This window comes from Acinetobacter thutiue (assembly GCF_030385805.1).
Classification (GTDB): domain Bacteria; phylum Pseudomonadota; class Gammaproteobacteria; order Pseudomonadales; family Moraxellaceae; genus Acinetobacter; species Acinetobacter corruptisaponis.
Genome location: NZ_JAUDZE010000014.1, coordinates 17,339 through 39,761 on the forward strand (window position 1 = coordinate 17,339; position 22,423 = coordinate 39,761).

Genomic DNA, 22,423 nt, shown 5'->3' on the forward strand with positions numbered 1-22,423 from the left:
TCCATTAGATTAAGCAATTTTTAGCAGAGATATTGAGCCTGTCTCAAGTATCTCTGCTAATCATGGATTGAATAAGGAAAATTTTATGTCAGAACATCATGATCATAGCCATGCGGTTGTTACTGAAGGAAATAGTAAGAAATTAATGTTTGCTTTGGGTTTAACGACTACTTTTTTAATAGTAGAAGTTGTCGCTGCTTTTATTACCCAAAGTTTAGCATTACTGTCTGATGCCGCTCACATGTTTACTGATGTAGCCGCATTGACGAGCTTAAATCACGCTACAAGGGTGCAGAGATTTACCTGATACGGAATGAACTCGATTATTGGTTGTTTAGCCCTAAAGATGGTCGTAGATTCAGCCCTGACTACATACTGATCATTAATGATGCTGAAAATAGTGAAATGTACTATCAATGCTTAATTGAGCCTAAAGGTGGTCATTTGCTTGAAAAGGATACTTGGAAAGAGGAAGTATTGATTAGTTTGGATGATGAAAGCCAAATTGTTTTTGATGCAGATCAAGATGATTCACAAAACTATGTTGAGTTCTTAAATGAAGTTAAAGAGCATGGTTATAAGGAAGTTAAATGTTTAGGCTTCAAATTCTACAATACCGAACCACGATCTGAATCAGATTTTGCTATTGATTTTCACAATAGGATGCCGAGTTAATCTAGGTTTCTCACTGTAACCTGCTGATTATTATCTTTTTGTGAAGTTGCTACATAATATTGTTTTTAAGATCATTGAATAAAAAAGCCAGCTCTATACTGGCTTTTTTATTGCTTAAAATTATATTCCGATGCTTGGTCAAAACTGCAAGTATGCAGTCTTGACCAGGCATCTAGGGGTCGTCTCAGAATTCGGAAAATAAAGCACGCTAAGGCGTAGTCACCCCGTGACTCCCCCGCGCCGATGCAGCGAGCTTCGTTCCGTCTTGCAGTGACGCAATCAGCGGGCAGGAAACGTTCCCTTTCCGCGCATGGCAGGCGCACATCAGTTCAGACAGCACGGCCTCCATGCGTGCCAAGTCGGCCATCTTCTCGCGCACATCCTTGAGCTTGTGCTCGGCCAGGCCGCTGGCTTCCTCGCAATGGGTGCCATCCTCCAGCCGCAGTAGCTCGGCGATTTCGTCCAGGCTAAAGCCCAGCCGCTGGGCCGATTTCACGAACCGCACTCGTGTTACATCCGCCTCGCCATAGCGGCGAATGCTGCCATAGGGCTTGTCTGGCTCCGGCAGCAGGCCCTTGCGCTGGTAGAACCGGATGGTCTCCACATTGACCCCGGCCGCCTTGGCAAAAACGCCAATGGTCAGATTCTCAAAATTAATTTGCATATCGCTTGACTCCGTACATAACTACGGAAGTAAGCTTAAGCTAACCTCTACTTTTAAATTCAGTTATTTATGGGAGGATTACCAAACCACAAAGATGGCTGTGATGGCGATCAATAACAGTGGGGATGCACTCAGCATGAATCTTTGGGTTTTGAGGTTGAAGTCGGTGTCATATTTTTTTGAATATTGCTTATATTTCAAGGCAAAGCAGAGGCTTGATACAAAGCATCCGATGAGGAAACTCAGCATTAACGCCATGCGATAATGGTCAATGCTGAGGTACGTTCCTGCTGTAAATTTATGGAACTGGTAGTAGTTGCTGCCCATGAGAAAAATTAGGCACAACAACCCAAGCCCCATGGCGTTGTATTCCATTTTTTTGTTGTGATCTTGGTATAAAAACTTAGTGATAAGCATGCTTAAACTAAGGCAAAGTGGGACCAAAATTACTGTAATGCTGATCAGTAAGTTACTGAATAGCCATGATTGAAGGTCTGGATTGTTTCTAAATTGGTAGATATTTAAAAATGGGAAAAACACCACTGGAAAGAAGTACATATAGGACAGCTTAAACGAGTCCATATTTTTAATTTTCATCATGTGGGATCAGAGTCCTGACTGTAACTAAGGTAGTTAGGTAGGTATTATGTGTGATGTTAAGCTCTAAATTTTGCACATAATATAAGTATTTGATTTTAAATGTTATTGTATTTATGTAGTAAAAATAAAACTCAAATATTAATATTTATAAGTTATTGAAATTTAATATAAAATTCAGATCACACATAATGCCTACCTTGATTTGAAAAGAAGCTATTGTGTGTGTCGATCAAAGCATTAGAAAGGTCTCTAGTTCTTTATCCTGTCTACCTGACTTAGAATATGATTTACGTAGGCTTTACTCAGGATTACGTCAATGTCAGCAGTAAATGTAATTAATGAAAATGACGATGAGAGAGAAATTGCTTCTCAGGCAGCTTGTGCACTTCGAGAAAGCTTTATTACCGCAGCTCAAAGTGGAGCAGTTCTGTATGTTGAAAACGATTGAACCGTACCGGGTTTGTCGGAGACTTTTTTATTTAAGTTAGGCCACCTGACCTAACGGGTTAATCTTATCATAGTACATTTGTTATTGACGTGTTCTCACGAGCAATTGTTGGATGGAAAGTATCTACACGGATGAATACAGATATGGTACTCGATGCATTGGAGCAAGCATTGCACGATCGAGGCATGCCAAAGAATGTGATTCATCATTCCGATAGAGGTGTTCAATATCTTTCTATTCGCTATACCAATCGTTTAGAAGCTGCAAATTTACGAGCATCAGTCGGTACAACTGGTGATTCATACGATAATGCTCTGGCTGAAACGGTGAATGGCTTATACAAAACAGAGGTGATTGAATATTTAAAAGCAGATTGGCAAGGTTTAGCAGATGTACAACTTGCGACACTAAACTGGGTAGATTGGTTCAATAAAAAGCGTGTACACAGTGCACTGGGTTATGTATCGACTTTTGAGTTTGAAGCAATGTACTATGATAAGATTAACCCGTTAGGTCAGGTGGCCTAACTTAAATAAAAAAGTCTCCGACAAACCCGGTACGGTTCACTTGGCTTTCTTTGAGTTTGCGAGATAGTTCTTGATTTCAACTACACGAGATTCTGGAACACGCAAAACTTTTGTAGGTTCATCATAAAGAGCTTTACGTCCTGCCCCTTCTCTACTTCCACCATACTGGTTTACCATCTATGTCTCTCCCTGTATAAACTTGATATTGTAACAAAATCAAGTTTATTAATTAGAAGAAGCTAAGACAATGAAATTACGATAAATGGTTAGTCACTTTTATATTAGTATTTCTGCGAAATCAATCTCTAAAAATATAAGGGAGACTACCTCCCTTATATTTCAACCAATCGAGATAATCGGTTATCTTATATCTCTAGACCACATATCTTTTACTTAATCCCCATTCTGCCAATATCCGTCTATATGTCGTTGAAGATTTGTCTGCTGCAAAGTGCGCCTCCATTGAAACATCTAATGGAAGTTCTTCCGGTTTTTGACTCTCAACAATATCCTGATCCTCTGCAAAAATTTGTGCATTGAAGTCATATACAGCCTGTAGGTCACCCGTCGTATCAAAATTACGTGTCAACGGAACAAATAGCCTGGTTTGATTATGCGAAACAGGACAACAAGCATTCAAAATTTTTAAAATCCCATTGTTAGGAAAATAGACAGTAAGTGTTGCCGAGAATGGAGGATATACATCAAATTCTCGTTTCCATAAGAAATTCTCTGGCTCTAAATGTCTCAAACCATGAGGAAAGTTACTTACTGTAGAGATATAAATCGTTTTAAGTCCATAATCTGTTCTTTCAGTTTCATATTTTGGCACTACTGGATTATCACGATCAGCGAATGCCTTGTTATGCACCCAGGCAAAATGTGCCACATCGATAAAACCTTCAAGCTGACGACCACTAGAACCTGCTATATCAACAAATGGTGGGAGTATTGATTGATGTTCATCCGAATCCCAAGTTTCAAGAACTGGAAAATTAGCTTCACTTTCATCACGGCTAAATAAGCTGGTCCAAACTAGTCCATATTTCTCAACTACAGGGAATTTAGTTAAGGTGAACCGATCTGAAATTTGGGTAAGTTCTGGTTGAGCAGGGATTTTTACGCACTTACCTTGTGCGTTATAGTTGAGCCCATGATAGGGACAAACAATATTTTCACCTTCTACCCATCCTTTACTTAATGGCACTCCTCGATGTGGACAGATATCTCTGACCAGATGAATTTCTCCACTTTCAGTTTTATAAATAGCCATTTTGACATCAAGGAGCTGAACTTGTTGCGGTTGAGTCGTTACATCCTGGATTTGAACTACCGGATACCAATGCTGCGCTAGAATATTCCAGTCATTTGGGTCAAATTGACTACATTGTGGCTGAGTGAATAAATTGAGAACTGGTATTGCATTCATTTTAGCGCTGCCCCTCTTATAAGTTATTGATTAATTCAAACTTCTTAGCATTGCTTCATCATGACTTTTTCTTTTCTATCTGTCTATTAAAGACTTTAGGAATGGTATTTCTAATTTTTAGAACACTTTTCTTATTATTGTTCTTCTTATCTAAACTTAACAAATAACTAGCATTTTATAACTCATCACAATTCTTAATTGATGCTGAATTACTTGGACTCCTATTACTACTCTGACTTTATTTAGTGTTGCCTTTTTGGCAACGAGTTGAGCGAGATTCTCTGCTATGCACGGAATTAAATTGTCATTAAGTTGATAACAACAAAGTTCAAAGAGCCACAAAAATGTTGACATACACACCACCTTCTACGGCTAAAAGTATTCCAGTAATCGACTTAAGCGACAGTTTTTCCGATAACCTGGAAAACCGGAAATCTGTTGCGTGGGAAATCCATAAAGCATGCAGAACAACAGGTTTCTTCTATATTAAAAATCATGGTATCGCTTCTGAAGTTCTCCAAAAACAATTAGACATTGCAAAACAGTTTTTTGACCTTCCGATTGAAAAGAAACTAGAAGTTGATTTCAAAAACTCCAAATGCCTTCGTGGTTATGAACCAATGGCAGCTCAAACACTTGATGAAGGCTCTCCTCCTGACTTAAAAGAAGGGTTCATGTCAGGGAAAAATCTAGATTCAAGTCACCCATATGTCCAAAAAGGCTATCCACAACATGGGCAGAATCAGTGGCCTGAAGATCTTCCTGAAATGAAGACCCAGACCGAAACCTATATTCAACAGACTTTAAAACTGGGTAAGCATCTAGCTGGCCTATTGGCACTTTCTCTTGGGCTTGAAGAAAACTACTTCGAGGCAGGCTATGATGAAACTGTCATTATTACCCGTATGCTTCACTATCCTCCTCAATCTGAAAAAATTGTAAACAATCAGCTAGGGTGCGGTGCGCACACTGATTGGGGGTTACTGACGCTCTTATTGCAAGATGAAGTAGGTGGACTAGAAGTACGCAATAGTGAGGGTGAATGGATACGTGCACCTCACATACCAGATACTTTTATCGTAAACCTCGGTGATTTAGTCCAATTCATGACTAATGGACTCTACCTCTCAAATATGCACCGTGTTTTCAATAGTAAAGCAGGTATCTCACGTTATTCGGTTCCAACCTTCTTTGACTTGGATTACGAATACAAAATCAAAACGCTGCAAAATTTAGGTGATCAATTTAAGGCTGAACCTAAAGAAATGACTGTAGGTGAATACCTAGCCTATATGTATCAAAAAACTTACGCATCGAAAAAAGAAGCCGTTTAATTTATTCAACAGTTGGTATCAAAATTATGAAAAAAATGTTTCCTCTAGGTTGTGCTGGTTTAGGCATTCAAAACTCATCAAAAGAACGACCAGTAAGCCTGAATGAGCCTACTATTCTCGAACAGTTCGAAATGCTAAAAGCTGCGGAGGTCTTTGATTTTCTGGATCGTATCCCTCTTGAAGATAGTCAAATAGATGCTTACATCAAGGCAAGTCAGAAAACAAATATCCCTATTTATTCTGGTTGTGGCTTATATGTCATTGGCAAGGATGAGGAAGCATTCAAACAGGATATTAATCGTAGTGCCGCTGTAGGGGCCAAATTCCACAACATGATGATTTGGGCAAAACATGCAGATGGTCATTATGTAACGAACGAAGAAGTTGCTAAAACTTATATCGATTTCTACACCTACGCTCAAAGTAAAGGAATAACGGTTACCTTAGAGTGCCACGTTGATAACTGGTCTGAAGATTATCGTCGAGTAATTCCGGTGGCAGATCTCATAGAAAAAGAAGGTGTGCCGTTTGAGTTTGCAATGGATTACAGCCATTGTATTTTTAAAATTGAAAATGAAATTGAGCTTGCTGTATCACAAATGCGTGATGATCCTGAAGCTATCAGAAAGTTAGATCCTTTTAATAATGATAGTTTTGCAGATGATTGGCTGAATCGAAATTTAGTTACATGGGGGCAGATCCGTCCTGCAGTCCCGAATAATCCAGTTAACTGGTTAGCATTTGAAACAGGACCATATAATGGCTTAGGAACAAATCGTCCTGGCCGAGGAATTCAGTATCCATTTAATCAACCTACGGAAGGTGAATGGCATACAGACTTCTGGCATGCATATAAGCTTGCACCAACCAAAGAAGTCATTCGTAAAATCATTGATAGCTACTTGAACAATCCAAATTCTAAAGTTCAACTTATGACTGTTGATAATATCAATTTAGAGTCGTATGCTTTAAATTGGAAATACAACATGTTTGCCGACAGTTGCAGTGTTGCCCATTATATTCGTGAGATTTATGAGGAGCGACTGGCAATATTTATGGCAAAACAAAATTCAACTGATACTCTTCAAAGAGAATCAGCATGAACAACCTACTTAATTTAAAAAATATTTTCGTAAATGCCAGTCTTTTAGGACTTTTACTCATCAGTGGGGCCAATCCAGCATTGGCCGCTGATCAAGCGGCTTTTGTCTATGTCGCTCATAAAAACGATTATGGTTGGTCTTATTCACACGATATAGGTCGTCTGAAAGCAGAAAAGTCCTTACAGGGTAAATTTAAGACCTCTTATATCGAGAATATTCTAGATAATGCCGACTCTGAACGTACATTTCGGAGACTCGCACAACAAGGAAATAAGGTTATATTTGCTACTACCTTCGGGTATATGAATGCCATTGAAAAGGTAGCTAAACAGTTCCCGAACACCATTTTTATGCATGCGAACGGATATAAAACTGCAAAAAATGTGGGAGTCTATGATATCCGAACCTATGAAGGCTCTTACTTGCAAGGGGTATTGGCAGGCTATAAGACTAAAAGTAATGTTTGGGTGTTGTAGCACCATTCCCAATTCCTGAAGTCATTAGAGACATCAATGCCTATACACTTGGGGCTCAATCTGTAAATCCAAAAATTAAGACCAAGATAGTCTGGATTAACACTTGGTTTGATTCAGGAAAAGAGCATGAGGCTGCACTTGCATTAATATCGCAAAATGCTGATATATTATCACAAGTCACCAACTCACCCGCTGTAGTTAAAGCTGCTCAGGAAAAAGGGAAATTTGGCTTTGGCTGGAACTCAGATATGAGTAAGTTTGCTCCTAAAGGTCACCTAGCTGCATCAGTGTTATATTGGGAAAAAATCTATACTCCTGTTTTGCAGCAAGTGCATAACAAAATATGGAAGTCGGGATCGACATGGTATGGTGTCAAGGAAGGTGCCATCGATATAGCAGGTTTTGGTCCAATGGTCTCTAACAATGAAAAAATGAAGGTTTTGGCAGTCCGAGATAAAATTCGTAACGGTCAATATGTTGTGTTTAGTGGACCACTTTACAAACAAGATGGAACATTACTTTTGGGAAAAGGTAAACATCTCTCAAATACGCAATTGATGAGTATGAATTATTTCGTTAAAGGCGTGGATGCTGCTTATCCAAAATAAACAAAGCTAAGCCTTTATTGAGGGATTTCGATAAGGGCTTAGCTTTTTAGTTGTACTTTTCAGGTTATGTTTATTGTCCAGCTTCGCCTCTTTGTAGGATTTCATCTGTAATAAGCCTGGAGAGAGCGTCTGTTGCTGTGGAAAGATAATGCCCTTTACGTGCATACAGACCTAAATCACAGTAGATACCATTGTTATCATTAAGCGGAATATAGCGAAGGCGATTATTAATTATTTCATTTTCCAACCCAAAGAATGTCTGAAAACCAATTCCCTTATTCCTGAGTATTAACTGTTTCATTAATTCCAAAGAACTCGTTTGCATTTTAAAATTTGGAATAGCATGTTGTGCACCCGCAAATAATGGCGCCAACTGTTGATAAATAGATAAATTAGGTTTTGGCATAATCACATCATAGTCGAGGCACTGATGGAATGACACCGTCTTTTGAGAGGCCAAGGGATGCTCAGTCGATACAATTGCACCTAATTTAAAATGGGATATTGCTATTTGGTGCAAATCATTATGCTTTGGCAAGGCAAAAGCCAAGCCTAGATCCACCCTATTTTCAATGATTTCATTAGGGATATCTTTTGAGCCTAAAATTGTAACCCCTACAGTTACATTAGGATATTTTACTTGGAATTTTTCAATAATCTCTGGCAGGAAATTAATTGCCAGTGTTTCAACACTCGCAATTTCTACATGACCTTTATAAAGCCCTTTCAGTGCATCCAATTCATTCTGCAATCGCTTAGTATCTCGCAATACTAAACTGATATGTCTTGAAAATAACTCACCTGCATGAGTAAGTACCATACCCGAAGGCACCCGATTGAATAATGGTGCTCCAACTTCATCTTCGAGTTTTAAAATTTGCCTGTTTACAGCAGAAGATACGACATTTAATTGTCTGGCTGCTTCCCTGATTGAACCGCACCGGCGTACAGCATCAAAATAATGAATTGCTGCTGAGTGAAAGCGAAGACCACGTGTACTCATTTTAACATCACATCCTATTCCAATTTTAAAGCCCCAATCCATTTATAAATTTGAATGAGCTATTGAAATAGAAGCAAAAAACTTGCCATTAAGTAGCAGCCATTTTTTGGACCTAAAGCATTATTTTCAGTGCATCCCGTTGCTTTTTCAGCATCACCACTCATTTAAAAAATTTTAAGCAATTGTTTTTATTTAATTAATTAAGAATAGCTCTCTTTTTGGCATCAGCTTGCTCGATATTCATTGCTATGCGGTCTCATGATTATTTTATAAAAAAAGAAAACATTATTTTTGAGAGATTGCTACATGACTGCGCTGGAAAACAATCAAAACATTACCTCTATACCCATCATCGATATTTCTGGACTTTTGGATAATGACATACAAACGCACCAAAACATTGCCTCACATATTCGGAAAGCATGCTTAGATAAAGGTTTTTTTTACATTACGGGACATGGAGTTTCTAAAGCATTACAAGATAAGGTTTTTGAATATTCCAAATTATTTTTTAGTCTTCCCCCAGAACAGAAAAAGCAGTGGTCCAAAGAGCTTTCTGAAGCAAATAGAGGCTATGAATCATTAAGAGCACAAACACTTGAACCTAATTCTCCGCCTGATATAAAGGAAGGCTTTTATATCGGGAAGGAACGCTCACCTTCAGATCCTTTTGTCATCCATAAAGCTTTTAACCAAGGCCCAAACCAATGGCCAGATATTGATGGATTTAAAGAGGTAATGGAGGAATATCAAGTTGAATTGATTAAAGTCTCTGAACGACTCATGCGTGCTATTGCATTATCTCTAAACTTGGAAGCTGACTATTTCACAGAGTTTTGTAAGGATGCAGATTTAGTCACTTTACGCTTATTACACTATCCCCCTCAACCAGCTAATGCTCAACCAAATGAAAAAGGTTGCGGGGCACATACTGATTTCGGCGGGCTTACTCTATTACTTCAAGACCATAATCGTGGTTTACAAGTATGGGATCAGTCAACAAACCAATGGATTTGGGCAGAGCCTATTGAAGATAGTTATGTCGTTAACCTAGGTGACCTAATCTCTATGTGGACGAACAATACATATAGATCCACCCTCCATCGCGTCATCAACATCTCAGGTGGGGAACGATATTCTGTTCCATTCTTCTACAGCGGTAATCACCAGTATCAGATTGAATGCATTCGAGAGTGTTTGGAGGAAAACTCAGAACCGCTATATCCACCAATCAGTGTTGAACAGCATTATCGTAACATGTTCAAAAAAACATATATCTAATAATAAGGAGTTTCCCATGAAAAAATTACCAGTTATCGACATTGCACCTCTTTATGACGTTAACCATCCTGATTATGCAGATATATGCAACCAAATTGACCAAGCATGTCGTGAATGGGGATTCTTCTATATCAGTGGTTATAAACCGAATCACCTTGCAGAAGTTCAAAGTTTAGCTAAAGAGTTTTTTAGTAAGCCTCTACAAGAGAAATTAGAAATAGATATTCAAAAGAATAAAATTGCACATAGAGGATATGGTGCATTAGGAGTAGAACAACTGAACCCTGACTTACCTGAAGACTTTAAAGAAATATATGACATGGGTGTCCATTTAGAAGCTAATCATCCCGAAGTCATTAATCAAGAACCTCTAAGGGGACCAAATGTTTATCCAAATATTGAAGGGTGGAAAGTAGCTACAGAAGAGTATTTTGATGAAATGGTGGATTTAGCAAAAATATTGCTTAATGCCATGTCTCATGCCATTGGTCTTCCGCAAAATTATTTTGATCATTGTCTGCAAGACAGCCTATGTTTTCTCCGGTTAATTCATTATCCGCCTACCTTAGACAATACAGACTCTCAAGGTTTTAATGCGGGAACACATACTGATTATGGGTGTGTAACTATTTTGGCTCAGGATGAAGTAGGTGGATTACAAGTTCAGGATGTAAATGGTAATTGGATCGATGCTCCTCCTATACCTAACACCTATGTAATCAATATCGGAGATATGATGGCACGATGGTCAAATGATCTCTATAAATCGACACCTCATCGCGTTTCGAGTCCTAAAGGAAAACAAAGATTCTCATTTCCATTTTTCATACAACCTAGTCCAAAAACTGTAATCCGTTGCCTACCTAACTGTTACAGCGAATCCAATCCACCTAAGTACTTACCAATTACTAGTATGGAATATTTGCAATCACGTTTTAGTGCAACCTACAAACATCGTGCTGAAGTTTGAATATCGGAAACAATTATATGAAAAAAAATGCGCTCTATCTATTTTTAAGCACATGTTTAATAAGCACTTATTCTTTTGCTGAGGAATCATGGTTAAATTGGCAATCCAATAGTATTTCTGCACTTTACGGTAAAGGTTTTGAAGTTGAACCAGATACACATGAAACGATTACTTTTGAACATGCGAGCAGTTGGAAATGGGGGGATCTCTATCTATTTGTCGACACTTATTGGTTTGACGGTGAAAAGACTGCTTCCCAAGGTCATAATGCGGTCTATACAGAAATTGCTCCCCGCTTTTCAATAGGAAAACTAACCAATACGAATTTGAGCTTTGGGCCAGTGAAAGATGTCCTAATAGCTACAAGCTTTGACTTAAGCATCCAAGATCAGCCTGGTTATGACGATATGTGGACTTATTTAGTTGGTCCAGGTTTTGACCTTGATATCAAAGGCTTTGATTATTTCACCCTTAATTTTTACTATCGCATTCCAGACGATGGAAACACCCCAAGTGGACAATGGCAAATCACTCCTTGCTGGTCATATACCGTCCCATTTCTTAAATCATCAATCATTTTTGATGGATACATTGATTGGGTAGTCAATTCCAAAGGTAATAACTCTTCCGACTTTCACTTTAACCCACAAATCAAATATGACCTTAGCCCTCATCTAGGCTTAAGCCCAAAAAAATTAGTAGCAGGTATTGAATACGACTATTGGAAAAACAAATTCTTAATCGAAGACACTCCATATTTTAAAACTAATCAAAATGCTACTAGTTTCATCGTCAAATATACCTTTTAGGCTGAAGGAGAAAAACATATATGACTAACACAATCACAGCCAATAACTTAAAACCAAGCTCCATGATTTTTCTCAGTATCCAGCACGTCTTGGTAATGTATGCAGGTGCTGTTTCAATTCCCCTAATTGTTGGAGGAGCTTTAGGGTTAAGCACTGCAGAAATTGCTTTCTTAATTACTGCAGATCTATTTGTTTGTGGCATTGCCACCCTCATTCAAACTATTGGTTTTAAAAATGTAGGTATTCGCTTTCCCATTATGATGGGAGTTACCTTTACTGCAGTAGGCCCAATGATTGCAATTGGGACTAATCCAGATATGGGACTACTAAGTGTATTTGGGGCAATCATTATCGCAGGGATCTTTGGCTTCCTGATTTCACCATTTATTGGAAAGTTAATACGATTCTTCCCTCCTGTGGTGACAGGAACTCAAATTCTTGTGATTGGTCTATCTCTCATTGGTATTGCAGGCACATGGTCCGCTGGCGGATATGGGGTAAAAGACTTTGGAAATCCATTGTACTTATCTATCGCTGCCTGTGTTCTATTAAGCATTATTATCATCAGCCGTTATGTTAAAGGCTTTTTGGGCAACATTTCAGTTCTAATCGGGATGGGAATTGGTTATATCATCGCTGCATTTTCTGGCCTCATCTCTTTAGACAAGATAGATGAAAGCCCATGGTTAGGTTGGGTGATGCCATTTCACTTCGGTATTCCAGAGTTTAACTTTTGGGCTGTCTTGACTATGTGCGTAGTCATGCTGGTTATTTTCATTGAAACAGCTGGGATGTTCATGGCTGTAGGTGAAATTGTTGAAGAAGAAGTGGATCAGGAAAAATTGACTCGCGGTTTTAGAGCTGACAGCCTTGGCACAATGATTGGTGGGATTTTTAATATCTTCCCGTATACATCCTATGCTCAGAACATCGGTTTGCTAGCGATCACAGGTGTTAAGAATCGCAGTGTATGTGCTTTAGCTGGTGTGTTTTTAATCCTTTTAGGTCTATTTCCTAAAATAGCTTACTTTGTTGCGTCTATACCCTCATGTGTTCTAGGTGGAGCCGCATTGTTTATGTTTGGGATGGTGACATCTAATGGTATCAAAGTACTGCAGCGTGTCGACTTTCAAAATGTGAATAATCTCTACATCATTGCAGTCAGTGCCGGCATAGGTATGTTGCCTGTATTCTCACCTACTATTTTCTCACAACTACCATCTTATCTTTCACCTCTGTTAAACAGCCCAATTTTGCTAACGGCTTTTTGTGCTGTGATTTTGAATGCTGTTCTCAATCGAAAACAGCGGATATTGGATGAACAGTATCTTCAGAAATTGAAAGATGCATAAATATCAGATACACAGCTTAAAACATTCTTGTTCTATGTAAAAAAGGGAGCTAATGCTCCCTTAATTCATTGATATCAGTAAAAGGTTTCCTCTTATTTAACTCAGTTCAAAGCTGTCACAGATCCTTTCAATCCCTGCTGGATATCGAACGCATTCTGTTCTACCACAGGCTGGTGCAGACCTTCTTCCTGATAAAACTCGTCCACCACATCTAGCCCCTCCTCAATATCCATTTCAAACAAACCATTCGCAAATCCCTGCCTTGCCGTTTGATCTAAAGCCTCTTGATTAAACCCGGCTTGTTTACTCTGTTGGTCTATATCCCTTGCAGTCTGAAGTGCGGACTGTAAATCTACTCCCTCCCTTAAAGTCAGATCCACGTAATACACAGGCTGACGATAACTCTGCGTTGTGCTTTTACCTCGTAATGTCAGTTGCAATGGCAAACATGACAGCAAACCATTTGAAGCTGCATGGTAATAGCTCAGCCGTGCAGCCAAAGTCCGAATACTGTTAAAACCCGTGGTTCTAAAGATAAAAGTTCCAAATTCATCAGATTTATCTAAGTTCACATGCAAACGGCCATAGGGTTTACATTGTCCGCCCTGTGCCAAAGGACATAAATCTGGTGATGGACAAGCTAATTGTTCTACACCTTGTTGGGTGAGTTGCTGACAGGTTTCCCCATTGCCAACACAGACCGGTCGGCCAGTCTGACGGGGCTTTGTTGCACAAACCTAGCCTATAAGGTTTATTCAGTCCTATAATTTCAAAATGAATAAACCTACTCCTAAAACTTATCGTACAACCAACTGGTCTTCCTATAATCGCGCTCTCATTAATCGGGGCAACATTTCCATTTGGTTTGATCCAAACACTCAGTGGTATGCACAACCACAAAACAAGCAAGGTCGAAATCAAACTTACTCCGATACGGCTATTCAATGCTGTTTAATGATCAAATCTTTATTTAGACTCTCTTTAAGCATGGTCACAGGTTTTGTTCAAAGTCTGATTAAACTTTGTGGATTAAATTGGACCGCACCAGATTACAGTACGCTTTGTCGAAGACAAAAACATATTGATATTGCGATTAGCTATCAAAAAAGTAGTGATGGGCTACATCTACTCGTCGACTCAACTGGCTTAAAGTTTCTAGGTGAAGGTGAGTGGAAACGTAAGAAACATGGACCTGAATATCGTCGCCAATGGCGTAAGCTTCATATTGGCATCGATGCTGAAACCTTGCAAATACGTGCAGTACAGCTTACTACAAATAATGTGAGCGATTCGCAAGTACTCGGTGATTTACTTGCTCAAATTCCCTTAGATGAACGAATTGATTCGGTCTATACCGATGGTGCTTATGACACGAAGCACTGCAGACAAGTCATTCTAGATCGAGATGCACATGCGCTCATTCCGCCAAGAAAAAATGCAAAACCATGGAAAGATCAGAAATTGAGATCTTTAGAGCGGAATGAGTTACTGAAAACAGTTAAACGTTTAGGAAGAACGCTTTGGAAAAAATGGTCTGGTTATCATCGTCGAAGTTTAGTTGAAACCAAGATGCATTGCATCAAACTATTAGGTGATAAATTAACAGCAAGGAGTTTTTCTAGTCAGGTGAATGAGATTCATGCACGCATAGCCGTATTGAACAAATTTACAGAATTAGGTCGTCCTCATACCCAAGTTGTCACTTGAATTCTGTTCAAATGAGCAGAGTGTTATCTTTTAAATCTTTGTGCAACAAAGCCTTTCTAAGTCAAAAATACGTTTGGATAGCATTTCTGTCTATTAGAATGATTTGCATACAATGTTCTGCTTTTTAGAACACAAAAGCAGAATGAATTGAAAAAATCAAAAGTTATGGCATGAAAATCGCTTAAGCATGGATAAGTACTTTGTAAACTGCCCGTGAGATTGAATAGCTGTATGTCGATTACCTTTTCCCGATTTTCTGAATATTTTATGGCTGTTGCCCGTACTGGCAGTTTACGTAAAGCCGCAGAACAGCTTTTTATTTCAGTCTCTGCAGTGCATCGGCAAATTGTTCTTGCTGAAGAAGAGTTAGGCGTTGCTTTATTTGAGCGTTTACCGCAGGGGCTGAAGCTAACGTTAGCAGGTGAATTACTTTATGCTGATTTGCTTAAATGGCAAAAAGAATATCAGCTGACTCGAATTCGATTTGATGAAATTCAAGGATTAAGTCGCGGCAATATTGAAATGGGTTTTATTTCTGCCCTAAATGATGGTTTTGTCGTGGATTGTATTCAACGCATGGCTGAAAGCTATCCATGGATTAATCTCAATATCAGTATGAATAGCAGTGAAGAAATATCGAGAAAAATCATTGATGCAGAATTAGATTTTGGCATTATCTTAAATCCTAAAAGTCACAATCAATTAGAAATCTTATCCTTTATTGAAATTCCTTTAGGCTATGTTTTATCACCACATCACACCTTAGCCGGCATGGATAAAATCTATTTATCTGACACTTTAAATGAGCGTCATATCATGCCAAGTGAGCCCTTAGTCATCAGTGATTATGTACATACACTCTATAAACATCACAAATTTAATCCTATACAAAAGATAGAATGTAATAACATTAGAAGGCTTTGTTGCACAAACATTCAAAAGCTAAACTTCTTCCAAGTTATCTAAATTTAAGTGGCAACTTGGGTGTGAGGTCGGCCTAAATCTGTAAATTTATTTAATACGGCCACACGTGCATGAATCTCATTGACTTGGCTTTGAAAGTTTCTCGCACGGAGTTTATCGCCTAATAATTTGATGCAATGCATCTTGGTTTCTATCAGACTTCTGCGATGATAGCCTGACCAATTTTTCCATATTGTTCTCCCTAAACGTTTAACTGTTCGAAGTAATTCATTTCGCTCTAGCGAGCTGGTCTTTGTATCTTTCCAAGGTTTCGCATTTTTTCTTGGCGGAATCACCGCATGTGCTTGTCGGTCTGCAATTACTTGACGGCATTGCTTGGTGTCATAAGCCCCATCAGTATAGACAGAGTCAATCTGCTCATCTTGTGGAATCTGATCGAGTAAATCACCAAGCACTTGTGAATCACTCACATTATTTGTAGTGAGTTGAATAGCGCGTATTTGAAGGGTTTCAGCATCTATACCAATATGAAGTTTACGCCATTGGCGACGATATTCAGGTTGGTGTTTCTTACGCTTCCATTCACCTTCGCCTAGAAACTTTAAGCCAGTAGAATCGACGAGTAGCTGGAGACCATTACTGCTTTTTTGATAGTTAATTGCAATATCAATATGCTTTTGTCTTCTGCAGATGGTGGAATAGTCTGGTGCTGTCCAATCTAATCTACAAAGATGAATGAGACTTTGCACAAAGCCAGTGACCATGCGTAAAGAAAGACGAAATAAGGATTTGATCATTAAACAGCATTGGATGGCTGTATCTGAATAAGTTTGATTTCGACCATGTTTACCTTTGGGTTGAGCGTACCATTGCGTCTTGGGATCAAACCAAATTGAGAGATTTCCTCGATTTATTAATGCACTGTTATAAGAAGACCAATTGGTTGTACGATAGATTTTAGGTGTGGGCTTATTCATTTGAGAATTATATTGTGGAATAAGCCTTTAGAGATAGGTTTGTGCAACAAAGCCATTTAAAACATAAAATTTTATTAAAAAAACTTTCCCTTGGCTTATTTGATATCTGCATTAATCTTTTAAGACTTGCCTGTGGAATCATGATTTCATTTGTTTTTTTACACTTATTGGTAGATGGGTATAATCATAAATTATTAAATTTTACATTTTTTGGATTGTTAGCCCTTATAGAGGTAGTCGTATTTTCATATTTTAAAGATTATTTACTTTTCAAAAATACTAAAATTTAAAAAAGAGAAGCCTTTCATATTCAGAAAGGCTTTGTGAAATAGTGTTTTGGAAATGATTAAAATAAGAAGTAACGCTGCGCCATTGGTAACACTTCCGCAGGCTCACAAGTCAAATGCACACCATCTGCACGTACTTCATAAATCTCAGGGTCAACCTCCATTACAGGACAATAAGTATTTAACTTCATATCTGCTTTCGAGATATTACGCGTGGCTTTACAAGGACTAATCAACTTCTTTAAAGCCAATTGTTCATGTACGCCTTGCTCTATTGCCACTTGCGATAAAAAGGTAATGCAGGTGTTATGTACGCCACGAGGGTAAGCGCCAAACATCGGACGATAATGCACAGGCTGTGGCGTTGGAATTGAAGCATTAATATCACCCATCGGCGCAGCTGCAATCATTCCGCCTTTAATAATCATCGAGGGCTTAACACCAAAAAATGCAGGCTTCCATAAAACAATATCGGCTAATTTACCCACTTCAATCGAACCAACTTCATGGCTTAATCCATGGGTAATGGCAGGATTAATCGTATATTTAGCAATATAGCGCTTCACACGATTGTTATCGTGATTTTGATTATCACCTTCGAGTGGGCCGCGTTGCACTTTCATTTTATGTGCTGTCTGCCAAGTACGTAATATTACTTCACCCACACGCCCCATCGCTTGCGAGTCGGAAGACATCATGGCAATTGCGCCCATATCCTGCAAGATATCTTCTGCAGCAATAGTTTCACGGCGAATCCGACTTTCAGCAAAAGCAACATCTTCAGAAATTGCAGGGTCTAAATGGTGGCAAACCATCAACATATCTAAATGTTCATCAATGGTATTGACGGTATATGGACGTGTGGGATTGGTTGAAGATGGTAAAACATTGGGTTGACCAATTGCTTTTAAAATATCTGGTGCGTGACCACCGCCCGCACCCTCAGTATGGTAAGTGTGGATGGTCCGGTTATTAAATGCTGCTAAGGTTTCTTCTAGAAAGCCACTTTCATTTAGTGTGTCTGTGTGAATGGCAACTTGTACATCGTATTGATCCGCCACACTTAGACAGTTATCAATCGCGGCTGGCGTCGATCCCCAGTCTTCATGTAATTTTAAACCCACCACACCGGCTTTGATTTGTTCAGCGATTGGTTCTGGCTGACTCAAGTTGCCTTTACCTAACAGACCAATATTCATAGGTAAATCATCAATAGCTTGTAGCATGGTCGCAATATGCCATGGGCCTGGAGTTACTGTGGTTGCAGATGTTCCTGCGGCGGGGCCTGTACCACCACCAATCATTGTAGTTGTGCCTGACATTAGTGCTGTTTCAACTTGTTGTGGGCAAATCCAATGAATGTGAGTATCTATCCCTCCCGCCGTTAAGATTTGTCCTTCACCTGCGATGACTTCAGTTGCTGCACCTAAAGGAATTGTAATGTCAGGTTGAATATCAGGGTTACCTGCTTTACCTATTTTCCAGATACGACCATTTTTAAGTCCAACATCGGCTTTGACAATACCCCACCAATCGACAATTAAAGCATTGGTAATGACGGTATCAGCGACCTCATCAGACAATAATTGTGACTGTCCCATACCATCGCGAATGACCTTGCCACCGCCAAATTTAACTTCTTCACCATAAGTCGTGAGGTCTTGTTCAACTTGAATAAACAATTCTGTATCAGCTAAGCGAACTCTATCACCTACTGTAGGGCCAAACATTTCCGCATAAGCACGGCGAGACATTTTCATTAATATATTTCCTATTCTAGATTTTTTGGCTTTAGCAGCTTTTGCATCGGAATAAATTGAATACCCCATTTCTCCGTTAGCGCACCGACCACTTCAAATCCATATTTTTTATAAATATCGAGTGCATAATGACTTGAATTTATTGTGATTATATCGGGATCATTTTTAAGTATTTCTTGCTCTAAAAAGTCCCACATTTGTCGACCATAACCTTGACCGTGATATTCAGCTTTTAAGAAATAATGCATGACATGAGATGGAGCGATATACGTCAAATTCCCAACGATTTCTTCATTAATTTCTGCCACAAAATAATGAATAAGTGGTTGTTGGAAGATGTTTTTCAACATATCAGGTTTAAAGCGTTCACGTCCTTCTTCAGTCATGACAACATAATCGACAAAAGGTTCAATAACAGCAGCGATGGCTTCAACATCATCAACAGTTGCTGGGCGTATTTTCATTATTAACATTTAATTCTCTTATGCTTTTTCATGTACTTATTGAACTTATTACTAACAATAATTTAATTGTTCAACAAGACACTTGAGCATAAAAATAGTTAATCCAATTTACCCATAACACGCCCTGCAAACCCATACACCTCACGTTTACCTGCAAGTGCAACCAATTCGATATCTCGACTTTGGCCTGGTTCAAAACGAACTGCTGTTCCAGCAGCGATGTTGAGTCGATAGCCTCTAGCTTGCTCTCGATTAAATTGCAAAGCATCATTGGCTTCAGCAAAGTGAAAATGAGAACCGACTTGAATTGGTCGATCGCCTGCATTAGCAACACGCATTTTCAGTGTTTCTCGTCCGACATTCATTTCAATGTCTGAATCAGGCGTAATAATTTCACCAGGAATCATGGCTTACTCCTTATTTTTATTAGACAATGGGTTGATGAACTGTGACTAACTTTGAACCATCTGGAAAAGTAGCTTCGACCTGCACTTCTGCAATCATTTCCGCGACACCATCCATGACATCTTCACGACTTAACAAGGTTGTGCCGTAATGCATTAACTCGCTCACAGACATGCCATCGCGTGCGCCCTCAAGCAGTGCTGCTGAAATAAATGCAATTGATTCTGGATAATTCAATTTTAATCCACGCGCTTTACGACGCTCAGCAACAAGGCCTGCGGTAAAAATTAATAATTTATCTTTTTCAGTTGGATTAAGTTCCATAACAATTTCCTAATCTTCTAAAATGTAGAATGCAAAATGCGTGCAAATTCTTCTTTCGCTCTCGCACGTTTTGATTTTTAGTGTCCTAACCCAAAGGTAAAATGAACACTTAATCTATTAATCTTGCTAGACCTATCTACTTTCCAATGATGGCAAAACTTAAGTGCGCCAAATCCGTGGGAATTCTTCTGCTAGGTCATACCAATAGCGTCTTAAACGGGCACGGACTGCTGCAAAAGCATCATGGCATTCACGTACATCATCGCCTAAATAACGTGCACAAATCACATCATCTAACAGGGTTAAAGTCACCGCTAGATTCATCCGCATAATCAATTCACGGATTAATTCGATATGTTCAGCCAGTAATGTTGTTTGCCTTAAACGCGATGGTGCTACTGCCCAGAAACTTCCCATCACAGCATGTCCATTCATACCTAAACAGGATGTAAGCCACCGATCCTGCCCCTTAAAATTTAAACTATCTGCAACCAATAATTTGTCTGCACGATACAGCCTAAATTTGCTTTGGTATTGCCCTTGCTGAAAAATTTCACCACGTGCTTGTCGACCGATGACCAACATATCCCACCCAATAAAACTGGCCATTTCATCTAGATGAATATGTGTTTCAGAGTCTGCATTGGCACCATCAAAAAGCATGGTTTCTTGCGGTAACCATTCAAATGTCGCCTGTGCTGCGACATGTATATGAATATGCTGATAGGCTTGCTTGCCATTGGTTTTGTACCATTTCCCTGCACCGGGCGTGGTAACTAACGCATGCGCATTCGCCTCAACTTTCATATCAAAAGTCAGATGGTCTCCGCCAGCAATTCCTGCTGGTGGATGCACAATAATTGCATGGCAAATACCAGTTTTTTCAGGCCACAACATCTTCTGAACGCGTACAGGCCCATGATGCTTGCGATGCTGTAATACGGTTCGATTTGACTGTACTTGATAGGCAAAACCAAGTTCCAAACAGGCATACCACAGTTGGCTGTTATGCTGCTGTTGTGTCGATATAAATTTTGTTTCGCTTAATACCAGATCATTCATTTGCATCTCCCTATTATTTGAGATGAATGAGGCATCAAGCTAAACCAATTACAGCAACAATAGCTGTCAAAGCACCAATCATTTGCTTACCATAAGGCACATATTTTTGAATAAATGCGCCGACGAGCAAACCGAATACGTATATAGATGCCATCGCTGTAACCATACCAACGACCAGTAAAACTGCCTGACCGCTTTGGCCAAGTTCCGTACCATGTGCGATGCCATGAAAACCGGCCAAAAGTGCAGCAATAAAAGGAACGGCTTTATTGGTTTTGGTCCAAAGAGCAACAGCCAATACAATTAACGACGCAATAATGCCGTTTTCAGCAATTGCTGTTGCTAAGTTGAATTGTGCACCGATCATAAAACCGACAATCATTGCGGCAGATAAACCGAATAATCCGGCCCATTTCCAGCGCTGGTGTGCAGTCCAAATCAATACGCCAAATGCTAACGCCATCATTAGATGATCAAGCCCTGTAAATGGATGCACAAAACCGCTGATAAAACTATTATGGCTATGCTCATGGCCTGGATGCGCCATTGCTACCAAGGGAAAGAATGCCAACGATGTGAAGGTAATTCTTTGCAATAATAACTTCATAGTGGATGCCCCTTATGCTTTAAACAAACCTTGTTTCTCAATAAAGCTGATGATGTCATTTAAGCCATCTTTAGTTTTCATATTGGAAAATAGAAAAGGTTTTTCACCGCGCATACGTTTCGCGTCTTGATCCATCACATCTAAATTTGCTCCAACCATTGGTGCAAGGTCGGTTTTGTTTATGATTAACAAATCAGATTTGGTAATACCGGGGCCACCTTTACGCGGAATTTTCTCCCCACCCGCCACATCAATTACATACAGGGTTAAATCTGAAAGTTCCGGGCTAAATGTTGCTGCCAAATTATCACCGCCACTTTCAATAATGATCAGTTCAAGGCCATCAAATTTTTCGCACAGGTCATCAATAGCCGCTAGGTTAATGGAGGCGTCCTCACGAATTGCGGTATGCGGGCAACCACCTGTTTCTACACCAACAATACGCTCAGGTGACATAGCTTCATGGCGTGTTAAAAAGTTGGAATCTTCTTTGGTATAAATATCATTGGTCACCACCGCCATATTGTATTTTTCACGCAGTGCCTGACATAAATTTAAAGTAAGCGCTGTTTTACCTGAACCAACTGGACCGCCAATACCTACGCGTAATGGGCTACGTTCTGTCAT

General features: G+C 39.3%; 21 protein-coding genes and 6 pseudogenes. 13 read left to right on the forward strand and 14 right to left on the reverse strand.

All coding sequences use genetic code 11. The features are described from left to right. Positions 1-85: 85 nt before the first annotated feature. Both QTA56_RS17325 and QTA56_RS17330 read left to right on the forward strand, forming a co-directional pair. Positions 86-265 (forward strand): annotated as a pseudogene (locus QTA56_RS17325) (cation efflux transmembrane domain-containing protein); the annotation flags it as partial. 41 nt (positions 266-306) lie between these two features. After that, complete coding sequence (locus QTA56_RS17330) at positions 307-675, forward strand: hypothetical protein (RefSeq protein ID WP_492209322.1); 369 nt, start codon at positions 307-309, stop codon at positions 673-675. Between the two features lie 208 nt (positions 676-883). On the opposite strand, the gene merR is transcribed toward QTA56_RS17330, so the two are convergent. Further along, the gene (gene merR / locus QTA56_RS17335; RefSeq protein WP_001166626.1) at positions 884-1,339 is read right to left on the reverse strand and encodes a mercury resistance transcriptional regulator MerR; all 456 of its coding nucleotides are present in this window, start codon (positions 1,337-1,339) and stop codon (positions 884-886) included. A gap of 78 nt (positions 1,340-1,417) precedes the next feature. Beyond that, positions 1,418-1,939 (reverse strand): hypothetical protein, encoded by a 522-nt coding sequence (locus tag QTA56_RS17340; RefSeq protein WP_249571397.1) that lies wholly within the window; start codon positions 1,937-1,939, stop codon positions 1,418-1,420. Positions 1,940-2,255: 316 nt separating this feature from the next. On the opposite strand from QTA56_RS17340, the gene QTA56_RS17345 reads away from it, so the two are divergent. Then, positions 2,256-2,387 carry a hypothetical protein gene (locus QTA56_RS17345; RefSeq protein ID WP_260390456.1) on the forward strand — a complete coding sequence of 44 codons (132 nt, stop codon included), beginning with the start codon at positions 2,256-2,258 and terminating at the stop codon, positions 2,385-2,387. A 68-nt stretch (positions 2,388-2,455) separates the two neighbouring features. Further along, a pseudogene (locus QTA56_RS17350) lies at positions 2,456-2,914 on the forward strand (DDE-type integrase/transposase/recombinase); the annotation flags it as partial. Positions 2,915-2,953: 39 nt separating this feature from the next. Here QTA56_RS17350 and QTA56_RS18355 read toward each other — a convergent pair. Continuing rightward, a pseudogene (locus QTA56_RS18355) lies at positions 2,954-3,091 on the reverse strand (hypothetical protein); the annotation flags it as partial. 196 nt (positions 3,092-3,287) lie between these two features. Continuing rightward, positions 3,288-4,343, reverse strand: a complete 1,056-nt coding sequence (locus QTA56_RS17355) for a Rieske 2Fe-2S domain-containing protein (RefSeq protein ID WP_114258687.1) — start codon at positions 4,341-4,343, stop codon at positions 3,288-3,290. A 344-nt stretch (positions 4,344-4,687) separates the two neighbouring features. Between QTA56_RS17355 and QTA56_RS17360 the strand changes: the two genes are divergently transcribed. The 3 genes and pseudogenes from QTA56_RS17360 to QTA56_RS18285 all read left to right on the forward strand — a co-directional run bounded on the left by QTA56_RS17360 (position 4,688) and on the right by QTA56_RS18285 (position 7,864). Next, positions 4,688-5,677 (forward strand): isopenicillin N synthase family dioxygenase, encoded by a 990-nt coding sequence (locus tag QTA56_RS17360; RefSeq protein ID WP_114258688.1) that lies wholly within the window; start codon positions 4,688-4,690, stop codon positions 5,675-5,677. Positions 5,678-5,703: 26 nt separating this feature from the next. Further along, on the forward strand, positions 5,704-6,780 hold the full coding sequence (locus QTA56_RS17365; protein ID WP_267982215.1) for an apurinic/apyrimidinic endonuclease family protein: 1,077 nt from the start codon (positions 5,704-5,706) through the stop codon (positions 6,778-6,780). Next, positions 6,777-7,864, forward strand: a pseudogene (locus QTA56_RS18285) (BMP family ABC transporter substrate-binding protein). The gene QTA56_RS17365 and the pseudogene QTA56_RS18285 overlap by 4 nt, the downstream one beginning before the upstream one ends. Positions 7,865-7,934: 70 nt before the next feature. Here QTA56_RS18285 and QTA56_RS17380 read toward each other — a convergent pair. Then, positions 7,935-8,867 carry a LysR family transcriptional regulator gene (locus QTA56_RS17380; protein ID WP_000107470.1) on the reverse strand — a complete coding sequence of 311 codons (933 nt, stop codon included), beginning with the start codon at positions 8,865-8,867 and terminating at the stop codon, positions 7,935-7,937. 306 nt (positions 8,868-9,173) lie between these two features. Between QTA56_RS17380 and QTA56_RS17385 the strand changes: the two genes are divergently transcribed. The 4 genes from QTA56_RS17385 to QTA56_RS17400 are packed head-to-tail and all read left to right on the forward strand — an operon-like array spanning position 9,174 to position 13,279. Beyond that, positions 9,174-10,148, forward strand: coding sequence for an isopenicillin N synthase family dioxygenase (locus QTA56_RS17385; protein WP_000125683.1), 975 nt, complete (start codon positions 9,174-9,176; stop codon positions 10,146-10,148). 16 nt (positions 10,149-10,164) lie between these two features. Next, positions 10,165-11,118, forward strand: a complete 954-nt coding sequence (locus QTA56_RS17390; RefSeq protein ID WP_000735995.1) for an isopenicillin N synthase family dioxygenase — start codon at positions 10,165-10,167, stop codon at positions 11,116-11,118. A gap of 17 nt (positions 11,119-11,135) precedes the next feature. Beyond that, entirely contained in the window at positions 11,136-11,927 is a 792-nt protein-coding gene (locus QTA56_RS17395; RefSeq protein WP_114258689.1) for an outer membrane protein OmpK, read from the forward strand. Between the two features lie 20 nt (positions 11,928-11,947). Continuing rightward, positions 11,948-13,279 carry a nucleobase:cation symporter-2 family protein gene (locus QTA56_RS17400; protein ID WP_004839196.1) on the forward strand — a complete coding sequence of 444 codons (1,332 nt, stop codon included), beginning with the start codon at positions 11,948-11,950 and terminating at the stop codon, positions 13,277-13,279. 101 nt (positions 13,280-13,380) lie between these two features. Here the strand turns inward: QTA56_RS17400 and QTA56_RS17405 are convergent. After that, positions 13,381-13,998 (reverse strand): annotated as a pseudogene (locus QTA56_RS17405) (recombination directionality factor); the annotation flags it as partial. A 55-nt stretch (positions 13,999-14,053) separates the two neighbouring features. On the opposite strand from QTA56_RS17405, the gene QTA56_RS17410 reads away from it, so the two are divergent. Both QTA56_RS17410 and QTA56_RS17415 read left to right on the forward strand, forming a co-directional pair. Beyond that, entirely contained in the window at positions 14,054-14,986 is a 933-nt protein-coding gene (locus QTA56_RS17410) for an IS5-like element ISAha2 family transposase (protein WP_267982216.1), read from the forward strand. Between the two features lie 231 nt (positions 14,987-15,217). Beyond that, positions 15,218-15,931: pseudogene (locus QTA56_RS17415) on the forward strand (LysR family transcriptional regulator); the annotation flags it as partial. 23 nt (positions 15,932-15,954) lie between these two features. Here the strand turns inward: QTA56_RS17415 and QTA56_RS17420 are convergent. From QTA56_RS17420 to ureG, 8 genes are all read right to left on the reverse strand, one after another. Further along, positions 15,955-16,887: an IS5-like element ISAha1 family transposase gene (locus tag QTA56_RS17420; protein ID WP_004637176.1), complete on the reverse strand. Its 933-nt coding sequence runs from the start codon at positions 16,885-16,887 to the stop codon at positions 15,955-15,957. Between the two features lie 346 nt (positions 16,888-17,233). Beyond that, positions 17,234-18,934 (reverse strand): urease subunit alpha, encoded by a 1,701-nt coding sequence (ureC, locus tag QTA56_RS17425; RefSeq protein WP_004778074.1) that lies wholly within the window; start codon positions 18,932-18,934, stop codon positions 17,234-17,236. Positions 18,935-18,945: 11 nt separating this feature from the next. Continuing rightward, positions 18,946-19,407 carry a GNAT family N-acetyltransferase gene (locus tag QTA56_RS17430; RefSeq protein ID WP_267982217.1) on the reverse strand — a complete coding sequence of 154 codons (462 nt, stop codon included), beginning with the start codon at positions 19,405-19,407 and terminating at the stop codon, positions 18,946-18,948. Positions 19,408-19,496: 89 nt separating this feature from the next. Next, positions 19,497-19,805, reverse strand: a complete 309-nt coding sequence (locus tag QTA56_RS17435; RefSeq protein ID WP_004778077.1) for an urease subunit beta — start codon at positions 19,803-19,805, stop codon at positions 19,497-19,499. Positions 19,806-19,824: 19 nt separating this feature from the next. After that, positions 19,825-20,127 (reverse strand): urease subunit gamma, encoded by a 303-nt coding sequence (gene ureA / locus QTA56_RS17440; protein ID WP_004778079.1) that lies wholly within the window; start codon positions 20,125-20,127, stop codon positions 19,825-19,827. A 159-nt stretch (positions 20,128-20,286) separates the two neighbouring features. Further along, the gene (locus tag QTA56_RS17445) at positions 20,287-21,189 is read right to left on the reverse strand and encodes an urease accessory protein UreD (RefSeq protein ID WP_004778080.1); all 903 of its coding nucleotides are present in this window, start codon (positions 21,187-21,189) and stop codon (positions 20,287-20,289) included. A gap of 34 nt (positions 21,190-21,223) precedes the next feature. Then, positions 21,224-21,796, reverse strand: a complete 573-nt coding sequence (locus QTA56_RS17450) for a HupE/UreJ family protein (protein ID WP_004778083.1) — start codon at positions 21,794-21,796, stop codon at positions 21,224-21,226. Between the two features lie 12 nt (positions 21,797-21,808). After that, positions 21,809-22,423 (reverse strand): urease accessory protein UreG, encoded by a 615-nt coding sequence (gene ureG, locus QTA56_RS17455; protein WP_004778085.1) that lies wholly within the window; start codon positions 22,421-22,423, stop codon positions 21,809-21,811.

Coding starts and splice junctions, on each gene's coding strand:
- QTA56_RS17430 (WP_267982217.1), bottom strand. CDS start 19,407: ATGTTAATAATGAAAATACGCCCAGCAACTGTTGATGATGTTGAAGCC.
- QTA56_RS17435 (WP_004778077.1), bottom strand. CDS start 19,805: ATGATTCCTGGTGAAATTATTACGCCTGATTCAGACATTGAAATGAAT.
- QTA56_RS17380 (WP_000107470.1), bottom strand. CDS start 8,867: ATGAGTACACGTGGTCTTCGCTTTCACTCAGCAGCAATTCATTATTTT.
- QTA56_RS17360 (WP_114258688.1), top strand. CDS start 4,688: ATGTTGACATACACACCACCTTCTACGGCTAAAAGTATTCCAGTAATC.
- QTA56_RS17340 (WP_249571397.1), bottom strand. CDS start 1,939: ATGATGAAAATTAAAAATATGGACTCGTTTAAGCTGTCCTATATGTAC.
- merR (WP_001166626.1), bottom strand. CDS start 1,339: ATGCAAATTAATTTTGAGAATCTGACCATTGGCGTTTTTGCCAAGGCG.
- ureG (WP_004778085.1), bottom strand. CDS start 22,423: ATGACAGAACGTAGCCCATTACGCGTAGGTATTGGCGGTCCAGTTGGT.
- QTA56_RS17355 (WP_114258687.1), bottom strand. CDS start 4,343: ATGAATGCAATACCAGTTCTCAATTTATTCACTCAGCCACAATGTAGT.
- QTA56_RS17385 (WP_000125683.1), top strand. CDS start 9,174: ATGACTGCGCTGGAAAACAATCAAAACATTACCTCTATACCCATCATC.
- ureC (WP_004778074.1), bottom strand. CDS start 18,934: ATGAAAATGTCTCGCCGTGCTTATGCGGAAATGTTTGGCCCTACAGTA.
- QTA56_RS17345 (WP_260390456.1), top strand. CDS start 2,256: ATGTCAGCAGTAAATGTAATTAATGAAAATGACGATGAGAGAGAAATT.
- ureA (WP_004778079.1), bottom strand. CDS start 20,127: ATGGAACTTAATCCAACTGAAAAAGATAAATTATTAATTTTTACCGCA.
- QTA56_RS17450 (WP_004778083.1), bottom strand. CDS start 21,796: ATGAAGTTATTATTGCAAAGAATTACCTTCACATCGTTGGCATTCTTT.
- QTA56_RS17420 (WP_004637176.1), bottom strand. CDS start 16,887: ATGAATAAGCCCACACCTAAAATCTATCGTACAACCAATTGGTCTTCT.
- QTA56_RS17410 (WP_267982216.1), top strand. CDS start 14,054: ATGAATAAACCTACTCCTAAAACTTATCGTACAACCAACTGGTCTTCC.
- QTA56_RS17395 (WP_114258689.1), top strand. CDS start 11,136: ATGAAAAAAAATGCGCTCTATCTATTTTTAAGCACATGTTTAATAAGC.
- QTA56_RS17390 (WP_000735995.1), top strand. CDS start 10,165: ATGAAAAAATTACCAGTTATCGACATTGCACCTCTTTATGACGTTAAC.
- QTA56_RS17365 (WP_267982215.1), top strand. CDS start 5,704: ATGAAAAAAATGTTTCCTCTAGGTTGTGCTGGTTTAGGCATTCAAAAC.
- QTA56_RS17445 (WP_004778080.1), bottom strand. CDS start 21,189: ATGAATGATCTGGTATTAAGCGAAACAAAATTTATATCGACACAACAG.
- QTA56_RS17400 (WP_004839196.1), top strand. CDS start 11,948: ATGACTAACACAATCACAGCCAATAACTTAAAACCAAGCTCCATGATT.